Source organism: Streptomyces sp. NPDC021356 (genome assembly GCF_040641015.1).
GTDB lineage: Bacteria > Actinomycetota > Actinomycetes > Streptomycetales > Streptomycetaceae > Streptomyces.
This window is the reverse complement of record NZ_JBFACU010000003.1, coordinates 361,059-376,715: the sequence shown is the minus strand read 5'-3', so window position 1 is coordinate 376,715 and position 15,657 is coordinate 361,059. Positions and strand designations below refer to the sequence as shown.

At 73.1% G+C, this 15,657-nt stretch carries 13 protein-coding genes; 12 read left to right on the top strand and 1 reads right to left on the bottom strand.

All coding sequences use genetic code 11. The annotated features are described in order from the left end of the window. The first annotated feature begins 55 nt into the window (after positions 1 to 55). Positions 56 to 874, top strand: a complete 819-nt coding sequence (locus tag AB0G56_RS05715; RefSeq protein ID WP_360964267.1) for an NmrA family transcriptional regulator — start codon at positions 56 to 58, stop codon at positions 872 to 874. Between the two features lie 25 nt (positions 875 to 899). Here AB0G56_RS05715 and AB0G56_RS05710 read toward each other — a convergent pair whose 3' ends face one another. Continuing rightward, positions 900 to 2,111, bottom strand: a complete 1,212-nt coding sequence (locus AB0G56_RS05710) for a YihY/virulence factor BrkB family protein (protein WP_360964131.1) — start codon at positions 2,109 to 2,111, stop codon at positions 900 to 902. A gap of 197 nt (positions 2,112 to 2,308) precedes the next feature. Here AB0G56_RS05710 and AB0G56_RS05705 point away from each other — a divergent pair, with 197 nt between their 5' ends. The 11 genes from AB0G56_RS05705 (at position 2,309) to AB0G56_RS05655 (ending at position 15,616) form a co-directional block, all read left to right on the top strand. Next, on the top strand, positions 2,309 to 3,949 hold the full coding sequence (locus tag AB0G56_RS05705) for an acyl-CoA dehydrogenase family protein (RefSeq protein WP_360964128.1): 1,641 nt from the start codon (positions 2,309 to 2,311) through the stop codon (positions 3,947 to 3,949). 633 nt (positions 3,950 to 4,582) lie between these two features. Then, positions 4,583 to 5,875 carry a GAF domain-containing protein gene (locus tag AB0G56_RS05700; RefSeq protein WP_360964125.1) on the top strand — a complete coding sequence of 431 codons (1,293 nt, stop codon included), beginning with the start codon at positions 4,583 to 4,585 and terminating at the stop codon, positions 5,873 to 5,875. A 394-nt stretch (positions 5,876 to 6,269) separates the two neighbouring features. Continuing rightward, a complete protein-coding gene (locus AB0G56_RS05695) occupies positions 6,270 to 7,685 on the top strand; it encodes a hypothetical protein (protein ID WP_360964123.1) in 1,416 nt (471 codons plus the stop codon). 163 nt (positions 7,686 to 7,848) lie between these two features. Next, positions 7,849 to 8,421: a GNAT family N-acetyltransferase gene (locus AB0G56_RS05690; RefSeq protein ID WP_360964120.1), complete on the top strand. Its 573-nt coding sequence runs from the start codon at positions 7,849 to 7,851 to the stop codon at positions 8,419 to 8,421. A gap of 416 nt (positions 8,422 to 8,837) precedes the next feature. Continuing rightward, positions 8,838 to 10,532, top strand: coding sequence for a nitrite/sulfite reductase (locus tag AB0G56_RS05685; RefSeq protein ID WP_360964117.1), 1,695 nt, complete (start codon positions 8,838 to 8,840; stop codon positions 10,530 to 10,532). Continuing rightward, on the top strand, positions 10,529 to 10,714 hold the full coding sequence (locus AB0G56_RS05680) for a hypothetical protein (protein ID WP_360964115.1): 186 nt from the start codon (positions 10,529 to 10,531) through the stop codon (positions 10,712 to 10,714). Before AB0G56_RS05685 ends, AB0G56_RS05680 begins: the two co-directional genes overlap by 4 nt. After that, positions 10,711 to 11,421, top strand: coding sequence for a phosphoadenylyl-sulfate reductase (locus tag AB0G56_RS05675; protein WP_360964113.1), 711 nt, complete (start codon positions 10,711 to 10,713; stop codon positions 11,419 to 11,421). Before AB0G56_RS05680 ends, AB0G56_RS05675 begins: the two co-directional genes overlap by 4 nt. A 26-nt stretch (positions 11,422 to 11,447) precedes the next feature. After that, the gene (gene cysC / locus AB0G56_RS05670) at positions 11,448 to 11,984 is read left to right on the top strand and encodes an adenylyl-sulfate kinase (protein ID WP_360964110.1); all 537 of its coding nucleotides are present in this window, start codon (positions 11,448 to 11,450) and stop codon (positions 11,982 to 11,984) included. Then, on the top strand, positions 11,981 to 12,919 hold the full coding sequence (cysD, locus tag AB0G56_RS05665; protein ID WP_360964107.1) for a sulfate adenylyltransferase subunit CysD: 939 nt from the start codon (positions 11,981 to 11,983) through the stop codon (positions 12,917 to 12,919). Before cysC ends, cysD begins: the two co-directional genes overlap by 4 nt. A gap of 2 nt (positions 12,920 to 12,921) precedes the next feature. Beyond that, a complete protein-coding gene (locus AB0G56_RS05660; RefSeq protein WP_360964104.1) occupies positions 12,922 to 14,277 on the top strand; it encodes a GTP-binding protein in 1,356 nt (451 codons plus the stop codon). A gap of 226 nt (positions 14,278 to 14,503) precedes the next feature. After that, complete coding sequence (locus AB0G56_RS05655) at positions 14,504 to 15,616, top strand: aliphatic sulfonate ABC transporter substrate-binding protein (protein WP_360964102.1); 1,113 nt, start codon at positions 14,504 to 14,506, stop codon at positions 15,614 to 15,616. The last annotated feature ends 41 nt before the right edge of the window (positions 15,617 to 15,657 follow it).

Below are 15,657 nucleotides of genomic sequence, written 5' to 3'. Positions count from 1 at the left end.
ACAGAACACGCGAGAGACGCAGGGCACGCGGACCGGCGGGCGGGCGGCACGGGCGATGACCGTGGTGGTGACCGGCGCGTCGGGCCGTACGGGGAGCAGGGTCGCCGCGGCGGCCACGGCGGCGGGGCTGACGGTGCGGGCGGCGTCCCGGGCGCGGGGCTTCGACTGGCGGGACGCGACGACGTGGGCGCCGGTACTGCGCGGCGCGGACGCGGCCTACCTGGTGTACCCCTCGGACGTCGGCGCGCCGGACGCGGCGGACACGGTCGGGCGGCTCGCCCGCGAGGCGGTCGCGCTCGGCGTGCGGCGGCTGGTGCTGCTGTCGGCGCGGGGCGAGGAGCAGGCGCTGCCCACCGAGGAGGCGCTGCGCGCGTCGGGGGCGCGCTGGACGGTGGTGCGGGCCGCGTGGTTCGCGCAGAACCTCAGCGAGGGGCCGCTGGTGGAGGAGCTGCGGCAGAGCGGCGAACTGGTGTTCCCGGCCGGGGACGTGCGCGAGCCGTTCGTCGACGTGCGGGACGTCGCGGACGTCGTGGTGGCCGCGCTGACCTCGGGCGACCGGTACGCCGGCCAGGTGATCGAGGTGTCCGGGCCGCGGCTGCTGACGTTCGGCGACGCGGTCGCGGAGGCCGCCGCGGCGGCAGGGCGCGCGCTGGCGTACCGGCCGGTGCCGGCGCGGGCGTACGGGCAGGCGCTGGCCGGGTTCGGGGTGCCGGCCGAGGAGGCGGAGTTCCTGGTCGAACTGTTCGAGACGCTGCTGGACGGGCGGAACTCCTACCTGTCCGACGGGGTGCGGCAGGTGCTCGGACGCGAGCCCCGGGACTTCGCCGACTTCGCGCGACAGGCGGCGGCGGCCGGAGTGTGGAAGGAGTCCTGACGCTGGGGCCGGCGCCTGACGGCACTCACGCGTCCGGCGCCGATCCGTTCCCGTTCTCCTTCTGCTCCTCCTTGTGCGGGCCGCGCGCCTGGGCGCTCTTCGCATGGGCCCGCAGGCGCGCGGTCACGTCCTCGGGGGGCAGGAAACGCGACCAGCGCTCGGGGAACTCGGACGGCATGTCGGCGCAGTCCGTGCCGTCGTCGGCGTCGTCGAAGTCGTCGAAGGCGCCCGGGGCCGCCACCCGGACGGCGGCGGCCCGCGCGACGTACTCGGCGATCTGCGCCTCGCGCACCCGTTCGTTGGCGGCACGGGCCGCGGCGGTCGCGGCGGCCGGCCAGACCCGGTCGATGGCGGCGTTGACCGCGGCCCCCACGAGCACGGCGAACGCGGACACACCGATCCACAGCAGCACGGCGACCGGCGCGGCCAGCGAGCCGTAGATGGTGGGGCCCTCGACGGTGCTGGTCAGGTAGATGCGCAGCACGAAACTGCACACCACCCACATGGCCAGGGCGACCAGCGCGCCGGGCACGTCCTCGATCCACGGGGATCGCACGGGCACGGACACGTGGTAGAGCGTGGTCAGGAAGGCGACGGACAGCACGATGACCACCGGCCAGTACAGCACCTGCACGACGGTCGTCGACCACGGCACGACGCGGACCACCGCGTCCGGTCCCGCCACCATCAGCGGCAGCGCGATGGAGCCGATCAGCAGCGCGACCACGAAGAGCAGGAAGGCCATCAGCCGGGTCCTGACGATGCCGCGCACGCCGTCGAGGCCGTACATCACGGTGATGGTGTCGATGAAGACGTTCACCGCGCGCGAGCCCGACCACAGCGCGAACACGAACCCGATGGAGATGATGTCCGGCCGGCCGCCCTGCATCACGTCCCGCAGGATCGGCTGGGTGATCTCCTTGACGCCCTGGTCGGACAGGACCGTCCGGGAGGCGTCCATGATGTTGCGCTCCAGACTGGCGATGGTGTGCGCGCCGGTCCAGGAGTCGACGTAGAAGAGCAGGGCGATGAGGCTGAGCAGCAGCGGCGGCACGGAGAGCAGGGTGAAGAACGCGGCCTCGGCGGCGAGGCCGAGGATGCGGTACTCCATGCACGAGTTGACGGTGTCCTTGAGCAGCAGCCAGGCGGTCCTGCGCTTGGAGACGTTCCGGTAGAGGGCACGGGCCCGGTTGAAGCGGCCGGTCGGCCTGTCGGGGGTTTCACTGGCTGGCTGCACGACCCAAAGGTATCCCTGTCCTGCCCTGTCGCCCTCATCACCGGGGCATCACGGAGATCGCCGTCCACCGGGGCGGCACGGGGACCGCCAACGCCGTGCGGGGACCGCCACCGCCGTGCGGGGATCGCCGCCGCCGGTGTGGTGGCGGGTGCCGCCGGTGTGGTGGCGGGTGCCGCGGCGCGGGTAGGTTCCGTGCCATGGCAGCCAGCACTCACTCCGTGACCAACCAGGTGCCCCCGCTGGTCGGCTACGACGTCTTCGCCGCCGACCGGGCGCTGACCGAGGCGGTCGCACGGCACGTCGACGCCGGAACCGGCCTGCTCGACGAGGTCCGCGGCGAGCTGTCCGCGCTCGGGCGGGCCGCGGGCTCGGCCCAGCTCCAGGAGTGGGGCGCTCAGGCGAACGAGAACCCGCCCCGGCTGCGCACCCACGACCGCTACGGCCACCGGATCGACGAGGTCGACTTCCACCCGGCCTGGCACCGGCTGCTCGGCAAGGGCGTCTCGGCCGGTCTCACCGCCGCCTGGACCCGCCCGGCCGGGCATGTGCGGCGCGCGGCGGGCTTCCTCGTGTGGACACAGGTCGAGGCGGGCAACGGCTGCCCGCTCTCCATGACCCACGCGGCGGTGCCCGCCCTGCGCGCCGACCCGGAGCTGGCGGCCGAGTGGGAGCCCCGGCTGACGTCCATGGTCTACGACCGGGACCTGCGGCCCGCGCACCTGAAGGCCGGCGCCCTGTTCGGGATGGGCATGACGGAGAAGCAGGGCGGCAGCGACGTACGGGCGAACACCACGGCCGCGCGTCCGCTCGCCGAGGACGGCACGTACGCGCTGACCGGGCACAAGTGGTTCTGCTCGGCGCCGATGTCGGACGGCTTCCTGGTCCTCGCCCAGGCCCCGGGCGGGCTGACCTGCTTCCTCGTCCCGCGCGTGCTGGCGGACGGCACCCGCAACGTGTTCCTGATCCAGCGCCTGAAGGACAAACTGGGCAACCGGTCGAACGCCTCGGCGGAGGTCGAGTTCGCCGGGACCTGGGCGCGCCGGGTCGGTGAGGAGGGGCGCGGGGTGCCCACCATCATCGAGATGGTGGCGGCGACCCGGCTGGACTGCGCGCTCGGCTCGGCGGGGCTGATGCGGCAGGCCGTGGCGCAGGCGGTGCACCACTGCACCCACCGGGAGGCGTTCGGCGGGCCGCTCCTCGACAAGCCGCTGATGCGCAACGTCCTCGCCGACCTGGCGCTGGAGTCGGAGGCGGCGACCACACTGGTGCTGCGGCTCGCGGCGGCCTGGGACGACGGCGGCGAGACGGAGCGCGCGCTGCTGCGGATCGCGGTACCGGCCGCCAAGTACTGGGTGACCAAACGCTGCGCGCCACTCGTGGTGGAGGCCGCGGAGTGCCTGGGCGGCAACGGGTACGTCGAGGAGTCCGGGCTGCCCCGCCTGGTGCGGGAGTCGCCGCTCAACTCCGTCTGGGAGGGCGCGGGCAACGTCCAGGCCCTCGACGTGCTGCGCGCGCTGCGCCGCGAGCCGCAGGCACTCGACGCCTATCTGCGGGAGGTGGGCCTGGCCCGCGGTGCCGACCACCGGCTCGACGCCGCGATCAAGGACCTGCTCACCGAACTCGCCGACCTGGAGGGCGTCGAGGCACGTGCCCGCCGCCTGGTGGAGCGGCTGGCGCTGGTCCTCCAGGGCGCGCTGCTGGTGCGCCACGCGCCGCCCGAGGTCGCCGACGTCTTCTGCGCCTCCCGGCTGGGCGGCGACCACGGCGCGGCCTTCGGCACCCTGCCGCACACCCTGGACCTGGCGTCGCTGGTGGAACGCGCCCGCCCGGTGTCCTGAGGGGCCCTGAGAGGTCCTGAGAGGCGGCGCTGCGCGTGAGCGGTGGCCGGGCGCCGGCTCGCCGAGCGACCGGTGGTCGAGCGCCGATCCGCCGATCCACCGATCCACCGACGGCCCGGCGTCGACTCGCGGACGGCCGGTGGCCGGCGGCCGATGGCCGATGGCCGACTGCCGACTCGCGGACGGCCGGTGGCCGATGGCCGACTGTCGACTCGCGGACGGCCGGTGGCCGGCGGCTGGTGACCGGCGGCCGGTGGCCGGGCTGCGGGCGTCCGTGGCGGGCGGTCGCCCTGGTTCCGCGGTGCTTTTCGGACACCCCACGAGGGTGGTGCTGCGCCGACACGGCACCACCCCCGCCGTCGGCCCGTCGCAGGCCACGGGCGCCGCGCAGGGCGGCACAGGACAAGTCTCGAGCGGCGCGGCGCGGCGCGGTGCGCCAGGGTTGCAGAGGGTTGCGACGGGCCGTCCGGGGTGGCCGGAGCGGGCCCCTCCCATGGCGGCGGGCGGCACTATGAACCGGACAGCCGTGAACAGCCCCGCAGAGCCGGGCGGAGTCGAGGAGCGCGCCGGCGCGCGGCCGAAACGCTCGGGGGCAACCGGTTGCCAGTAGCCCCTTGCCGGCGGGAGGACCCAGTGGCACAGGCGCCGGTGAACGTGGCGCGGCTCGCCGCCGTCGACGCGGCGGGAGCGGCGCACCTGCTCAGCGAGGTGCGCTCCGGGACACTGGCCGGCCGGCGCACCCGCGTGGCCCCGCGACCGGTGATCGGCCAGTCCTGGGAACGGATGCTGCGCAGCGGCGTCGAACCCGAGCACGACTTCCGCTCGGGGCTGCTGCCCCACGACGAGGTGGAGCGGCGCCGGGAGACCTCCGCGCTGCGGCACGTCCTGCCGGTGCTGCGCGAGGGGCTGCTGTCGGTCGCGGACGCGGCGCGGCACATCGTGGTGGTCGCCGACGAGGATGGGCGGGTGCTGTGGCGCGAGGGGCACGCGTCGGTGCTGCGCAAGGCCGACGGACTCGGGTTCGAACTCGGCGCCGACTGGCGGGAGGACGTCGTCGGCACCAACGGGATCGGCACTCCGGCGGTGGTGCGCCGGCCCGTACAGGTCTTCGCCTCGGAGCACTTCGTGCGCTCGCACACCACTTGGACCTGCACCGGGGCGCCCGTCACCGATCCGCGCGACGGCCGGCTGATCGGTGTGGTGGACGCCAGTGGACCGCTGGAGAGCATGCACCCCACCACGCTGGCCTGGGTGGACTCCGTGGCCAGACTGGCCGAGGCCGGGCCGCGGGAGACGCATCCGGCCTCGCTGGAACGGCTGCGCGCGGTGGCCGCTCCGGTGCTGGCCCGGTTGCGTGGCCCGGCCGCGGTGGTGGACCGGGACGGCTGGACGGCGGCGGTGACCGGGATGCCGTACACCGCGCGGATCTCCCTGCCCGCGTCCTGTACGCCCGGCCGGCGTCGGCTGCCGGCGGTCGGGCTGTGCTCGCTGGAGCCGCTGGCCGGCGGCTGGCTGCTGCGGGCGGGCGGGGAGGCCGCCCCGCACGGCGACGCCCGCATCGTCCTGGACCTGTCCCGTCCGCGCCGCTGGTCGGTCGCCGTCTCGGGCGGCGCCGGCACCTGGGCGCGCGAACTGAGCCCGCGCCACGCGGAACTCCTGTGCCTCCTCGCCGTGCACCGGGCCGGCCGCAGCGCCGCCGGCCTGGCCGTGGAGGTGTTCGGGGACCCGTCCCGCACGGTCACCGTCCGGGCGGAGATGTCGCGCGTGCGCCGGTACTTGGGGCCGCTGCTCGAACACCGGCCGTACCGCTTCCGCGAGGACGCCGAGGTCCAGGTGCTGTTCCCGGCCGACCCCCGCGACCTGCTGCCGCACTCGGCGGCCCCGTCGGTGCGCCGGGGGCGGCCGGCGCCGACCACCGTGCCTTGAAGAGGCCGCGCCCTGAAGGCACCGTGCCCTGAAGAGACCGCGCCCTGAAGGCACCGTGCCCTGAAGAGACCGCGCCTTGGAGGCACCGCGCCGTGCGGCGCCGTGCCTCGAAGGACCGCGCGTCGAAGGGGAGGGAGCGCGCGAGAGGAGCGCGCGCGAAAGCCGCTGTGCGCCCGTTCCGCGGGACCGCGCGCCCCAGGTACGCGGACCCGCGCGACCTCACATCTCACCCACGTTTACAGGGTCTTCGCCCTACGGCACGCCCAACTGCCGTAGCATCACTGTGGGTCGCCCCATCCGCTCCTTGCTCAACGCTCGGATCGCGCGGCGCAGTTGACCCGCCCGGACGGCGGGCGTCCCGGAGGCGGGCCGAGCCCTGGACCAAGGGGGTTGGATGAGGCAACGCGGGCGACACCGTCGGCGCAGGCGGGGCAGGGCGCTGCGCGCGGTCCTGGCCGGGGCCGGACTGGCGCTGACCGCCACCGCCACCCTGATCAGCGCCTCGCAGGCCACGGTCACCGACGACCCCGGCGCTCTCCAGCCGCTCACCTCGGCCGGCGAACTGGGCGGGCTGAAACTCACCGAGCAGCCCGTGCCCGCCCGCTCCCTGGACCGGCTCGCCGCGTCCATGGGCCGCCCGGTCGACGCCGGTACGGTGCTGAGCGACACCGACCGCAACCTGCGCGACGCCGCCGACTGCACGGGCGAGGAGAAGAAGGCCCTGCCCGTCGAACCGGCGGCCACCCGCGCGTACTGCTGGGACACCGAGGACGCGGCCACCCACGCGTGGCGCCCGGAGTCCGTGGCCGCCTCGGGGGACGCCGGGGGCGACGGCCGCTGGGGCACGCACCGGCTGATCCTCTCCGGCTGGACCCACCGCGGCGACGACACCGGGCGGGGGCGGCTGGCCCGGGTGGCGTTCGTGGACGCCGACGACCCGGCCCGCCTCACCTACACCTGGGCGCTGCTGACCGTCCCGGTCGCCGACGGACGCGACTACCGCGCGCTCGCGTCCCGCGTCTCGGGCATGGTCCGGTACCAGGACAAACTGCTCGTGACCACCTCGGACGGCGAGCGCGACGCGCTGTACGTCTACGACCTGCGCCGCATCCAGCGGGCCACCGTCGCCGCCGACGCGGTCGGCCGGGTCCCGGGCGGCTGGTCCGCGCACGGCTACCGCTGGGTCCTCCCGGCGGTGGCCTCCTACCGCCCGGCGGAGGGCAGCTGCGACCGGACGGCGGACGCGGGCGGCACGGGCAGGGCCGCGAGCGGTTCGGGCACCACGTCCGCGGCAGGCCGTACGTCCGGCCCGGCCGGTGCCGCGCCCCCCTGTCCCACCGGTCTCTCCCTCGACGCCAGTTCCGTGCCGGACAGCCTGGTCGCGAGCGAGACGGCGGCCGCGGACGGCGACCGCCACACCCGCCTGTGGCGCTACCCCTTCAGCACGGACCCTGCGCGCGCCGGGCTCCTGGCCGCGGACTCCTCCGGCACCGTGACGGCGGGCGAGGCGTACGAGACCGAGGCGAACGGCGTGCGGGGCGTGCTCTCGCACCGCACGGGCCCCTCCGGCCACACCGACTGGTACCTGGGCCGGACGGCCGGGAAGCGGGGCGGCCACGGCACGCTGTGGCGGCAGGACGTGAACGGCGCCGAGGCCACGGAGTGCGGGGCGTCGGGCGACACGCACCGCTGCTGGGGCGACGGCACCGGTTCCCTGTCCTACGTGCCGCAGACCGGCGAACTGTGGTCCGTCTCCGGACGCACCCTGTTCGCGGTCCCCCTGTCCTCCCTCGAACACGAACTGCACTAGGGCCCCAGGCCCTGTCGTCCGACCGCGCCTGCGCCCGGCCAGAACCCCCTGGGCGCGACCCTCTCCTCGACCGGCAGCAGGCCCTCTACCAGCACCAGCCCCTCGATCGACCGCACACCGCCTCGATCGACAGGAACCCCGGCCGGATGATTCCCTGGCCGCCATGACGAACATCGCCGTGACCACCTGGTCCCTGGAGCAGAGCGCCCCGGCCGACCTCCTGCCGGCCACCGCGCCCGAGGGGGACGTCCGGGTCGTCCGCTCCGAGGTGCCCTCGCCCGAGTTCAGCCGGTTCCTGTACGCGTCGGTGGGCGGCGACATCCGCTGGACGGACCGGCTCGGCTGGTCGTACGACCGGTGGCGCGCGTACCTGGAGCGTCCTGGGGTCGAGACGTGGGTGGCGTACGACCGGGGCACGCCCGCGGGATACGTCGAACTGGAGGCGCAGGACGACGGGGTGGTCGAGATCGTCTACTTCGGGCTGATCCCCGCCTTCCGCGGCCGGCGGATCGGCGGGTACCTGCTGTCGTACGGTGCCGCCCGCGCCTGGGACCTCGCCGACCGCCGGCCGGGTCTCGCGCCGACGAAGCGGGTGTGGCTGCACACCTGCAGCAAGGACGGCGAGCACGCGATGGACAACTACCGGCGCCGCGGGTTCAAGCTCTTCGACACCAAGGTCGAGGAGGAGGCGGAGGTGGCCACTCCGGGTCCTTGGCCCGGCGCCTTCCCGGCCTGATCCGCCCGGCGCCCCCCGGCCTGTTCCGGGCGGCGCCCCCGGCCTGTTCCGGGCAGGGGCAACCGCTTTCCCCCACCTGTCCGACGACACCCTTGTCCCGCATCCCGGGACAAGGGTGTCCGCACTTTGGACAAAGGTGGACTGTGTCCAGATCGCCGTGCCACGCTGCCGTCATGTCTGGAACTGGAACCGCCTTGGTGAGCCGACGGCACGTCGACCACGGCCGCATGTCCAGCGCCATCTGTCCGGCGAGCTGACTCGCCCGCAGTGGCCTGAGGCCACGGGCTCAGCACCACCCGGATCTTCTGCCTCCCCCTCCTCCGCGCAACGACGCGCCCGCCTGCCTGTCTGCCCATGCGCCCGCATCCGCGCAGGTCAGAGCCGCATACCCCGCTGTCCCGAAGGACGTATCGACCATGGCCGCCGCCTCTTCGCAGAACTCCGTCGCGCCCCGCCGCAAGGTGAGCCGTCACCGTGGCGAGGGACAGTGGGCCGTGGGGCACCTGACCCCGCTCAACGGCAACGAACAGCTCAAGAAGGACGACGACGGTCTCAATGTGCGGACACGCATTGAGACGATCTACTCCAAGCGCGGTTTCCACGCCATCGACCCCAATGACCTGCGGGGACGTTTCCGCTGGTGGGGTCTGTACACCCAGCGCCGCCCCGGGATCGACGGCGGGCGCACCGGCCTGCTGGAGCCCGAGGAGCTGGAGGACGAGTACTTCATGATGCGCGTCCGCATCACCGGCGGACGGCTCACCACCGAGCAACTGCGCGCGATCGGCGAGGTCTCGGAGACGTACGCGCGGGGCACCGCCGACATCACCGACCGGCAGAACATCCAGTTCCACTGGGTGCGCATCGAGGACGTGCCCGCCATCTGGGAGCGCCTGGAGTCCGTCGGCCTGTCCACCACCGAGGCGTGCGGCGACTGCCCGCGCGGCATGCTCGGCTCCCCGGTCGCGGGCGTCGCCGAGGACGAGATCATCGACGGCTCGGCCGCGCTGGACGAGATCGCCCGCCGCTTCATCGGCGACCCGCGCTTCTCCAACCTGCCGCGCAAGTTCAAGACGGCCGTCTCCGGCTCCCCGCTGCTCGACGTGGCGCACGAGATCAACGACATCTCCTTCGTCGGCGTGGTCCACCCCGAACACGGCCCCGGTTTCGACCTGTGGGTCGGCGGCGGCCTGTCCACCAACCCCCGGTTCGGCGTGCGGCTGGGCGCCTGGGTGCCGGAGGCCGAGGTGCCGGACGTCTGGGAGGGCGTCACCTCGATCTTCCGGGACTACGGCTACCGGCGGCTGCGCAACCGGGCCCGGCTGAAGTTCCTGGTCGCCGACTGGGGCGCGGAGAAGTTCCGCCAGGTGCTGGAGGACGAGTACCTGGGACGCAAGCTGACCGACGGGCCCGCGCCCGAGATGCCCGCCCAGGCGTGGCGCGACCACATCGGCGTGCACCGGCAGAAGGACGGCCGCTTCTACGTCGGTTTCGCCCCGCGGGTGGGCCGGATGGACGGCTCGCTGCTCACCAAGGTCGCCGCGCTGGCCGAGGAGCACGGCTCGGGACGGGTCTCCACCACCGTCGAGCAGAAGATGATCGTCCTCGACGTCCCCGAGGACCGGGTCGACTCGCTGGTCGACGGCCTGGAGGCGCTGGACCTCAGGGTCAGCCCCACTCCGTTCCGCCGCGGCACGATGGCCTGCACGGGCATCGAGTTCTGCAAGATCGCCATCGTGGAGACCAAGGAGCGCGGCAGCGAGCTCATCGACGAACTGGAGCGCCGGCTGCCCGACTTCGACGAGCCGCTCACCATCAACCTCAACGGCTGCCCCAACGCCTGCGCCCGCATCCAGACCGCGGACATCGGTCTCAAGGGCCAGCTGGTCACCGACACCGAGGGCCGGCAGGTCGAGGGCTACCAGGTCCACCTGGGCGGCGCCCTCGGTCTCGAGCCGTCCTTCGGCCGCAAGGTCCGCGGCCTGAAGGTGACCTCCGCCGAACTGCCCGACTACATCGAGCGGCTCCTCACGCGCTTCCAGGCGGAGCGCGAGGACGGCGAGCGCTTCGCCGTCTGGGCGGCGCGCGCGTCGGACGAGGCGCTGTCGTGAGCGAGCGTGCGGCGCCGTTCTACTGCCCCTACTGCGGCGAGGAGGACCTGCGCCCGGGTGAGGAGGGCCACGGAATGTGGGAGTGCGCGGCGTGCAACCGGGGCTTCCAGCTGAAGTTCCGCGGGCTGCTGGCCCGTGGGCTCAGGCAGACGGGCGACGACGGAGGGGACGAGCGGACATGACGACGACTCAGCAAGAGCGCTCTGCCGAGGAGTTGAAAGAGCTGGCCGAGCAGGCCGGCCGCGATCTGGAGGACGCCTCCGCGCTGGAGATCCTCCAGTGGGCGGCCGACACCTTCGGCAAGCGGTTCTGCGTGACCTCCTCCATGGAGGACGCGGTGGTCGCCCACCTCGCCTCCCGCGCGATGCCCGGCGTGGACGTGGTGTTCCTCGACACCGGCTACCACTTCCCGGAGACCATCGGCACCCGCGACGCCGTCGAGGCCGTGATGGACGTCAACGTCATCACCCTGACGCCGCGGCAGACGGTGGCCGAGCAGGACGCCGAGTACGGCCCGAAACTGCACGACCGCGACCCCGACCTGTGCTGCGCGCTGCGCAAGGTACGACCGCTCCAGGAAGGCCTGACCGGCTACCGGGCGTGGGCCACCGGGCTGCGCCGCGACGAGTCCCCGACCCGGGCGAACACCCCGGTGGTCGGCTGGGACGAGAAACGGCAGAAGGTCAAGGTCTCCCCGATCGCCCGCTGGACGCAGGACGACGTGGACGCCTACGTCAGCGAACACGGCGTCCTCACCAACCCGCTGCTGACGGACGGCTACGGCTCCGTCGGCTGCGCGCCCTGCACCCGGCGGCTGCTGGAGGGCGAGGACGCGCGGGCCGGCCGCTGGGCGGGCCGGGCCAAGACCGAGTGCGGGCTGCACGGCTGACCATGACACACATACAGGAGAACCACGTGACGACCGGAGCCACCGTCTGGCTCACGGGTCTGCCGAGCGCCGGCAAGACCACCATCGCGCACGAGCTGGCGGGCCGGCTCCGCGAGGAGGGCCACCGCACCGAGGTGCTCGACGGCGACGAGATCCGCGAGTTCATCTCGGCGGGCCTCGGCTTCAGCCGCGAGGACCGGCACACCAACGTGCAGCGGATCGGTTTCGTCGCCGAACTGCTCGCCCGCAACGGCGTCCTCGCGCTGGTCCCGGTGATCGCGCCGTACGCGGACAGCCGGGACGCGGTCCGCAAGCGGCACGAGGGGAACGGCACGGCGTACGTCGAGGTGCACGTCGCCACCCCGGTCGAGGTGTGCTCGGTGCGCGACGTGAAGGGCCTGTACGCCAAGCAGGCCGCGGGCGAGCTGACCGGCCTGACGGGCGTCGACGACCCGTACGAGGAGCCCGCGACGCCGGATCTGCGGATCGAGTCGCAGCACCAGAGCGTGCAGGAGTCCGCGGCGTCGGTGTACGCGCTGCTCAGCGAAAGGGGACTGGCATGACGACGACCGTCGCCGAGGTCGGGGAGGGCACGGCGGGACCGTACGCCCTGACGCACCTGGACGCGCTGGAGTCCGAGGCGGTGCACATCTTCCGCGAGGTGGCGGGCGAGTTCGAGAACCCGGTGATCCTGTTCTCCGGGGGCAAGGACTCGATCCTGATGCTGCACCTGGCGCTGAAGGCGTTCGCGCCCGCGCCGGTGCCGTTCGCCCTGCTGCACGTGGACACCGGGCACAACTTCCCCGAGGTGCTGGAGTACCGGGACCGGACGGTGGACGAGCACGGGCTGCGCCTGCACGTCGCCTCCGTGCAGGACTACATCGACCGGGGCGTCCTCAAGGAGCGCGCGGACGGCACCCGCAACCCGCTGCAGACGCTGCCGCTGACGGAGAAGATCCAGGCGGAGAAGTTCGACGCGGTCTTCGGCGGCGGGCGCCGCGACGAGGAGAAGGCCCGCGCCAAGGAGCGGGTGTTCTCGCTGCGCGACGAGTTCTCCCAGTGGGACCCGCGCCGCCAGCGCCCCGAGCTGTGGAACCTGTACAACGGCCGGCACGCGCCCGGCGAGCACGTCCGCGTCTTCCCGCTGTCCAACTGGACCGAGCTGGACGTGTGGCAGTACATCGCCCGGGAGGACATCGAACTGCCGGCGATCTACTTCGCGCACGAGCGTGAGGTCTTCGCGCGGGCCGGCATGTGGCTGACCGCGGGCGAGTGGGGCGGCCCCCGCGAGGGCGAGACCGTGGAGAAGCGGCAGGTCCGCTACCGCACGGTCGGGGACATGTCCTGCACCGGGGCGGTCGACTCCGACGCCGACACCATCGAGAAGGTGATCACCGAGATCGCCGCCTCCCGCCTCACCGAGCGCGGTGCCACCCGCGCCGACGACAAGCTCTCCGAGGCCGCGATGGAAGACCGCAAGCGCGAGGGGTACTTCTAACCATGACCAGCACCACCGAACCCACCGAGCCGCTGTCGGTCGAGCAGCTGTCGGAGACCACCCTGCTGCGGTTCGCCACCGCCGGGTCCGTCGACGACGGCAAGTCCACCCTCGTCGGCCGGCTGCTGCACGACTCCAAGTCGGTCCTCACCGACCAGCTGGAGGCCGTGGAGCGCGCCTCGGCCGGCCGCGGCCAGGACGCCCCGGACCTGGCGCTGCTCACCGACGGCCTGCGGGCCGAGCGCGAGCAGGGCATCACCATCGACGTGGCCTACCGCTACTTCGCCACCGCGCGCCGCCGGTTCATCCTCGCCGACACCCCCGGCCACGTGCAGTACACGCGGAACATGGTCACCGGCGCCTCCACCGCCGAGCTGACGGTGATCCTGGTCGACGCCCGCAACGGCGTCGTGGAGCAGACCCGCCGGCACGCCGCGATCGCCGCGCTGCTGCGGGTGCCGCACGTGGTCCTCGCCGTCAACAAGATGGACCTGGTCGGCTACCGGGAGCCGGTGTTCGCGGCGATCGCCGAGGAGTTCACCGCGTACGCCACCGAGCTGGGCGTACCCGAGGTCACCGCGATCCCGATCTCGGCGCTCGCCGGCGACAACGTGGTGGAGCCGTCCGCCGTCATGGACTGGTACGGCGGCCCGACCGTCCTGGAGCACCTGGAGACGGTCCCGGTCAGCCACGACCTGGCGCACTGCCACGCGCGGCTGCCCGTGCAGTACGTGATCCGTCCGCGCACCGCCGAGCACCCGGACTACCGCGGGTACGCCGGTCAGATCGCGGCGGGCTCCTTCCGCGTCGGGGAGGAGGTCACCGTGCTGCCCTCCGGCCGCACCTCGCGGATCTCCGGCATCGACCTGCTCGGCGTGCCGGTCGACGCGGCCTGGACGACCCAGTCGGTCACCGTGCTGCTGGAGGACGACATCGACGTCTCGCGCGGCGACCTGATCGTGCCGAGCGCGGACGCGCCGGCGACCACCCAGGACGTGGAGGCGACCGTCTGCCACGTCGCCGACGCCCCGCTGACGGTCGGCCACCGGGTGCTGCTCAAGCACGGCACCCGCACGGTCAAGGCGATCGTCAAGGACATCCCGTCCCGGCTCACCCTGGACGACCTGTCCCTGCACCCGCACCCCGGGCAGCTCGTCGCCAACGACATCGGCCGGGTGAAGATCCGCACCGCGGAGCCGCTGCCGGCCGACTCGTACGCCGACTCGCGCCGTACCGGCTCGTTCATCCTCATCGACCCCTCCGACGGCACCACGCTGACCGCGGGCATGGTCGGCGAGTCGTTCGCCGCGCCGGACCCGGTCAAGGGTGACGCCGACGAGGACGGCTGGGACTTCTGACCATGAACTCCTGCGATTTCTACTCGATGTTCGCCAAGGAGGGCGGCCGGGTCGGCAGCGGTGCCCTCGGCAGCGGACAGGGCGGGGTGGCCCGATGTGTGCGCTGACGTACGCGCACCGCATGCGCGCCCTCATCCCCCACCTGCGCAGTAGACGAAGACCTGCCGACCTCCCGGCCACGACCTGAGAGACCGTGACCGCCGGGCCAACGAGAGGAACACCTCCCGTGCCTGCCATCCGCTCCACCGCCCTGCGCCGCGGCCTCGCCGTGGCCGCCGCGCTTCCCCTGCTCACGCTCGCCGCCTGCGGCTACGGATCCAACGCCAAGGACGACTCCGCCGACCAGAAGATCGCCGCGGGCGCGCAGAAGACCGACGGCCTGGACTCCGTCAAGATCGGGTACTTCGGCAACGTCACCCACGCCACCGCCCTGGTGGGCGTGCAGAAGGGCTTCTTCCAGAAGTCCCTGGGGGCGACCAAGGCCAAGTACCAGGTCTTCAACGCCGGGCCGTCCGAGATCGAGGCCCTGAACTCCGGCTCCATCGACATCGGCTGGATCGGCCCGTCCCCGGCGATCAACGGGTACACCAAGTCGGACGGCAAGAACCTGCGGATCATCGCCGGTTCGGCGTCCGGCGGGGTCAAGCTCGTGGTGAACCCGGCGAAGATCAAGTCGCTGAAGGACGTCAAGGGAAAGAAGATCGCCACGCCCCAGTTGGGCAACACCCAGGACGTGGCGTTCCTCAACTGGATCGCCGAGCAGGGCTGGAAGGTCGACGCGCCAAGCGGCAAGGGCGACGTGTCGGTGGTCCGCACCGACAACAAGGTCACCCCGGACGCCTACAAGTCGGGTGCCGTCGACGGCGCCTGGGTGCCGGAGCCGACCGCGTCCAAGCTGGTCGCCGAGGGCGCCAAGGTGCTGCTCGACGAGTCCGCGCTGTGGCCGGACAAGAAGTTCGTCATCACCAACGTCATCGTGTCGCAGAAGTTCCTCAAGGCCCACCCCGAGGCGGTCGAGGCCGTCCTGAAGGCGTCCGTCGAGACCAACAAGTGGATCAACGCCAACCCGGACCAGGCGAAGGAGGCCGCCAACAGGCAACTGGCGGTCGACTCCGGCAAGGCCCTGCCGGCCGACGTGCTCGACCCGGCGTGGAAGTCCATCAGGATCACTGACGACCCGCTGGCCGCGACCCTGAACACCGAGGCCGGGCACGCCGTCAAGGCCGGCCTGCTCCAGCGGCCGAAGCTGGACGGCATCTACGACCTCTCCCTCCTGAACAAGGTCCTGAAGGCGGAGGGCAAGCCCACTGTCAGCGACGCCGGACTCGGCGCCCGGTAGAGCCCTCAGACCCTGACCGACGAGTTCCCAGGAGGTGACGA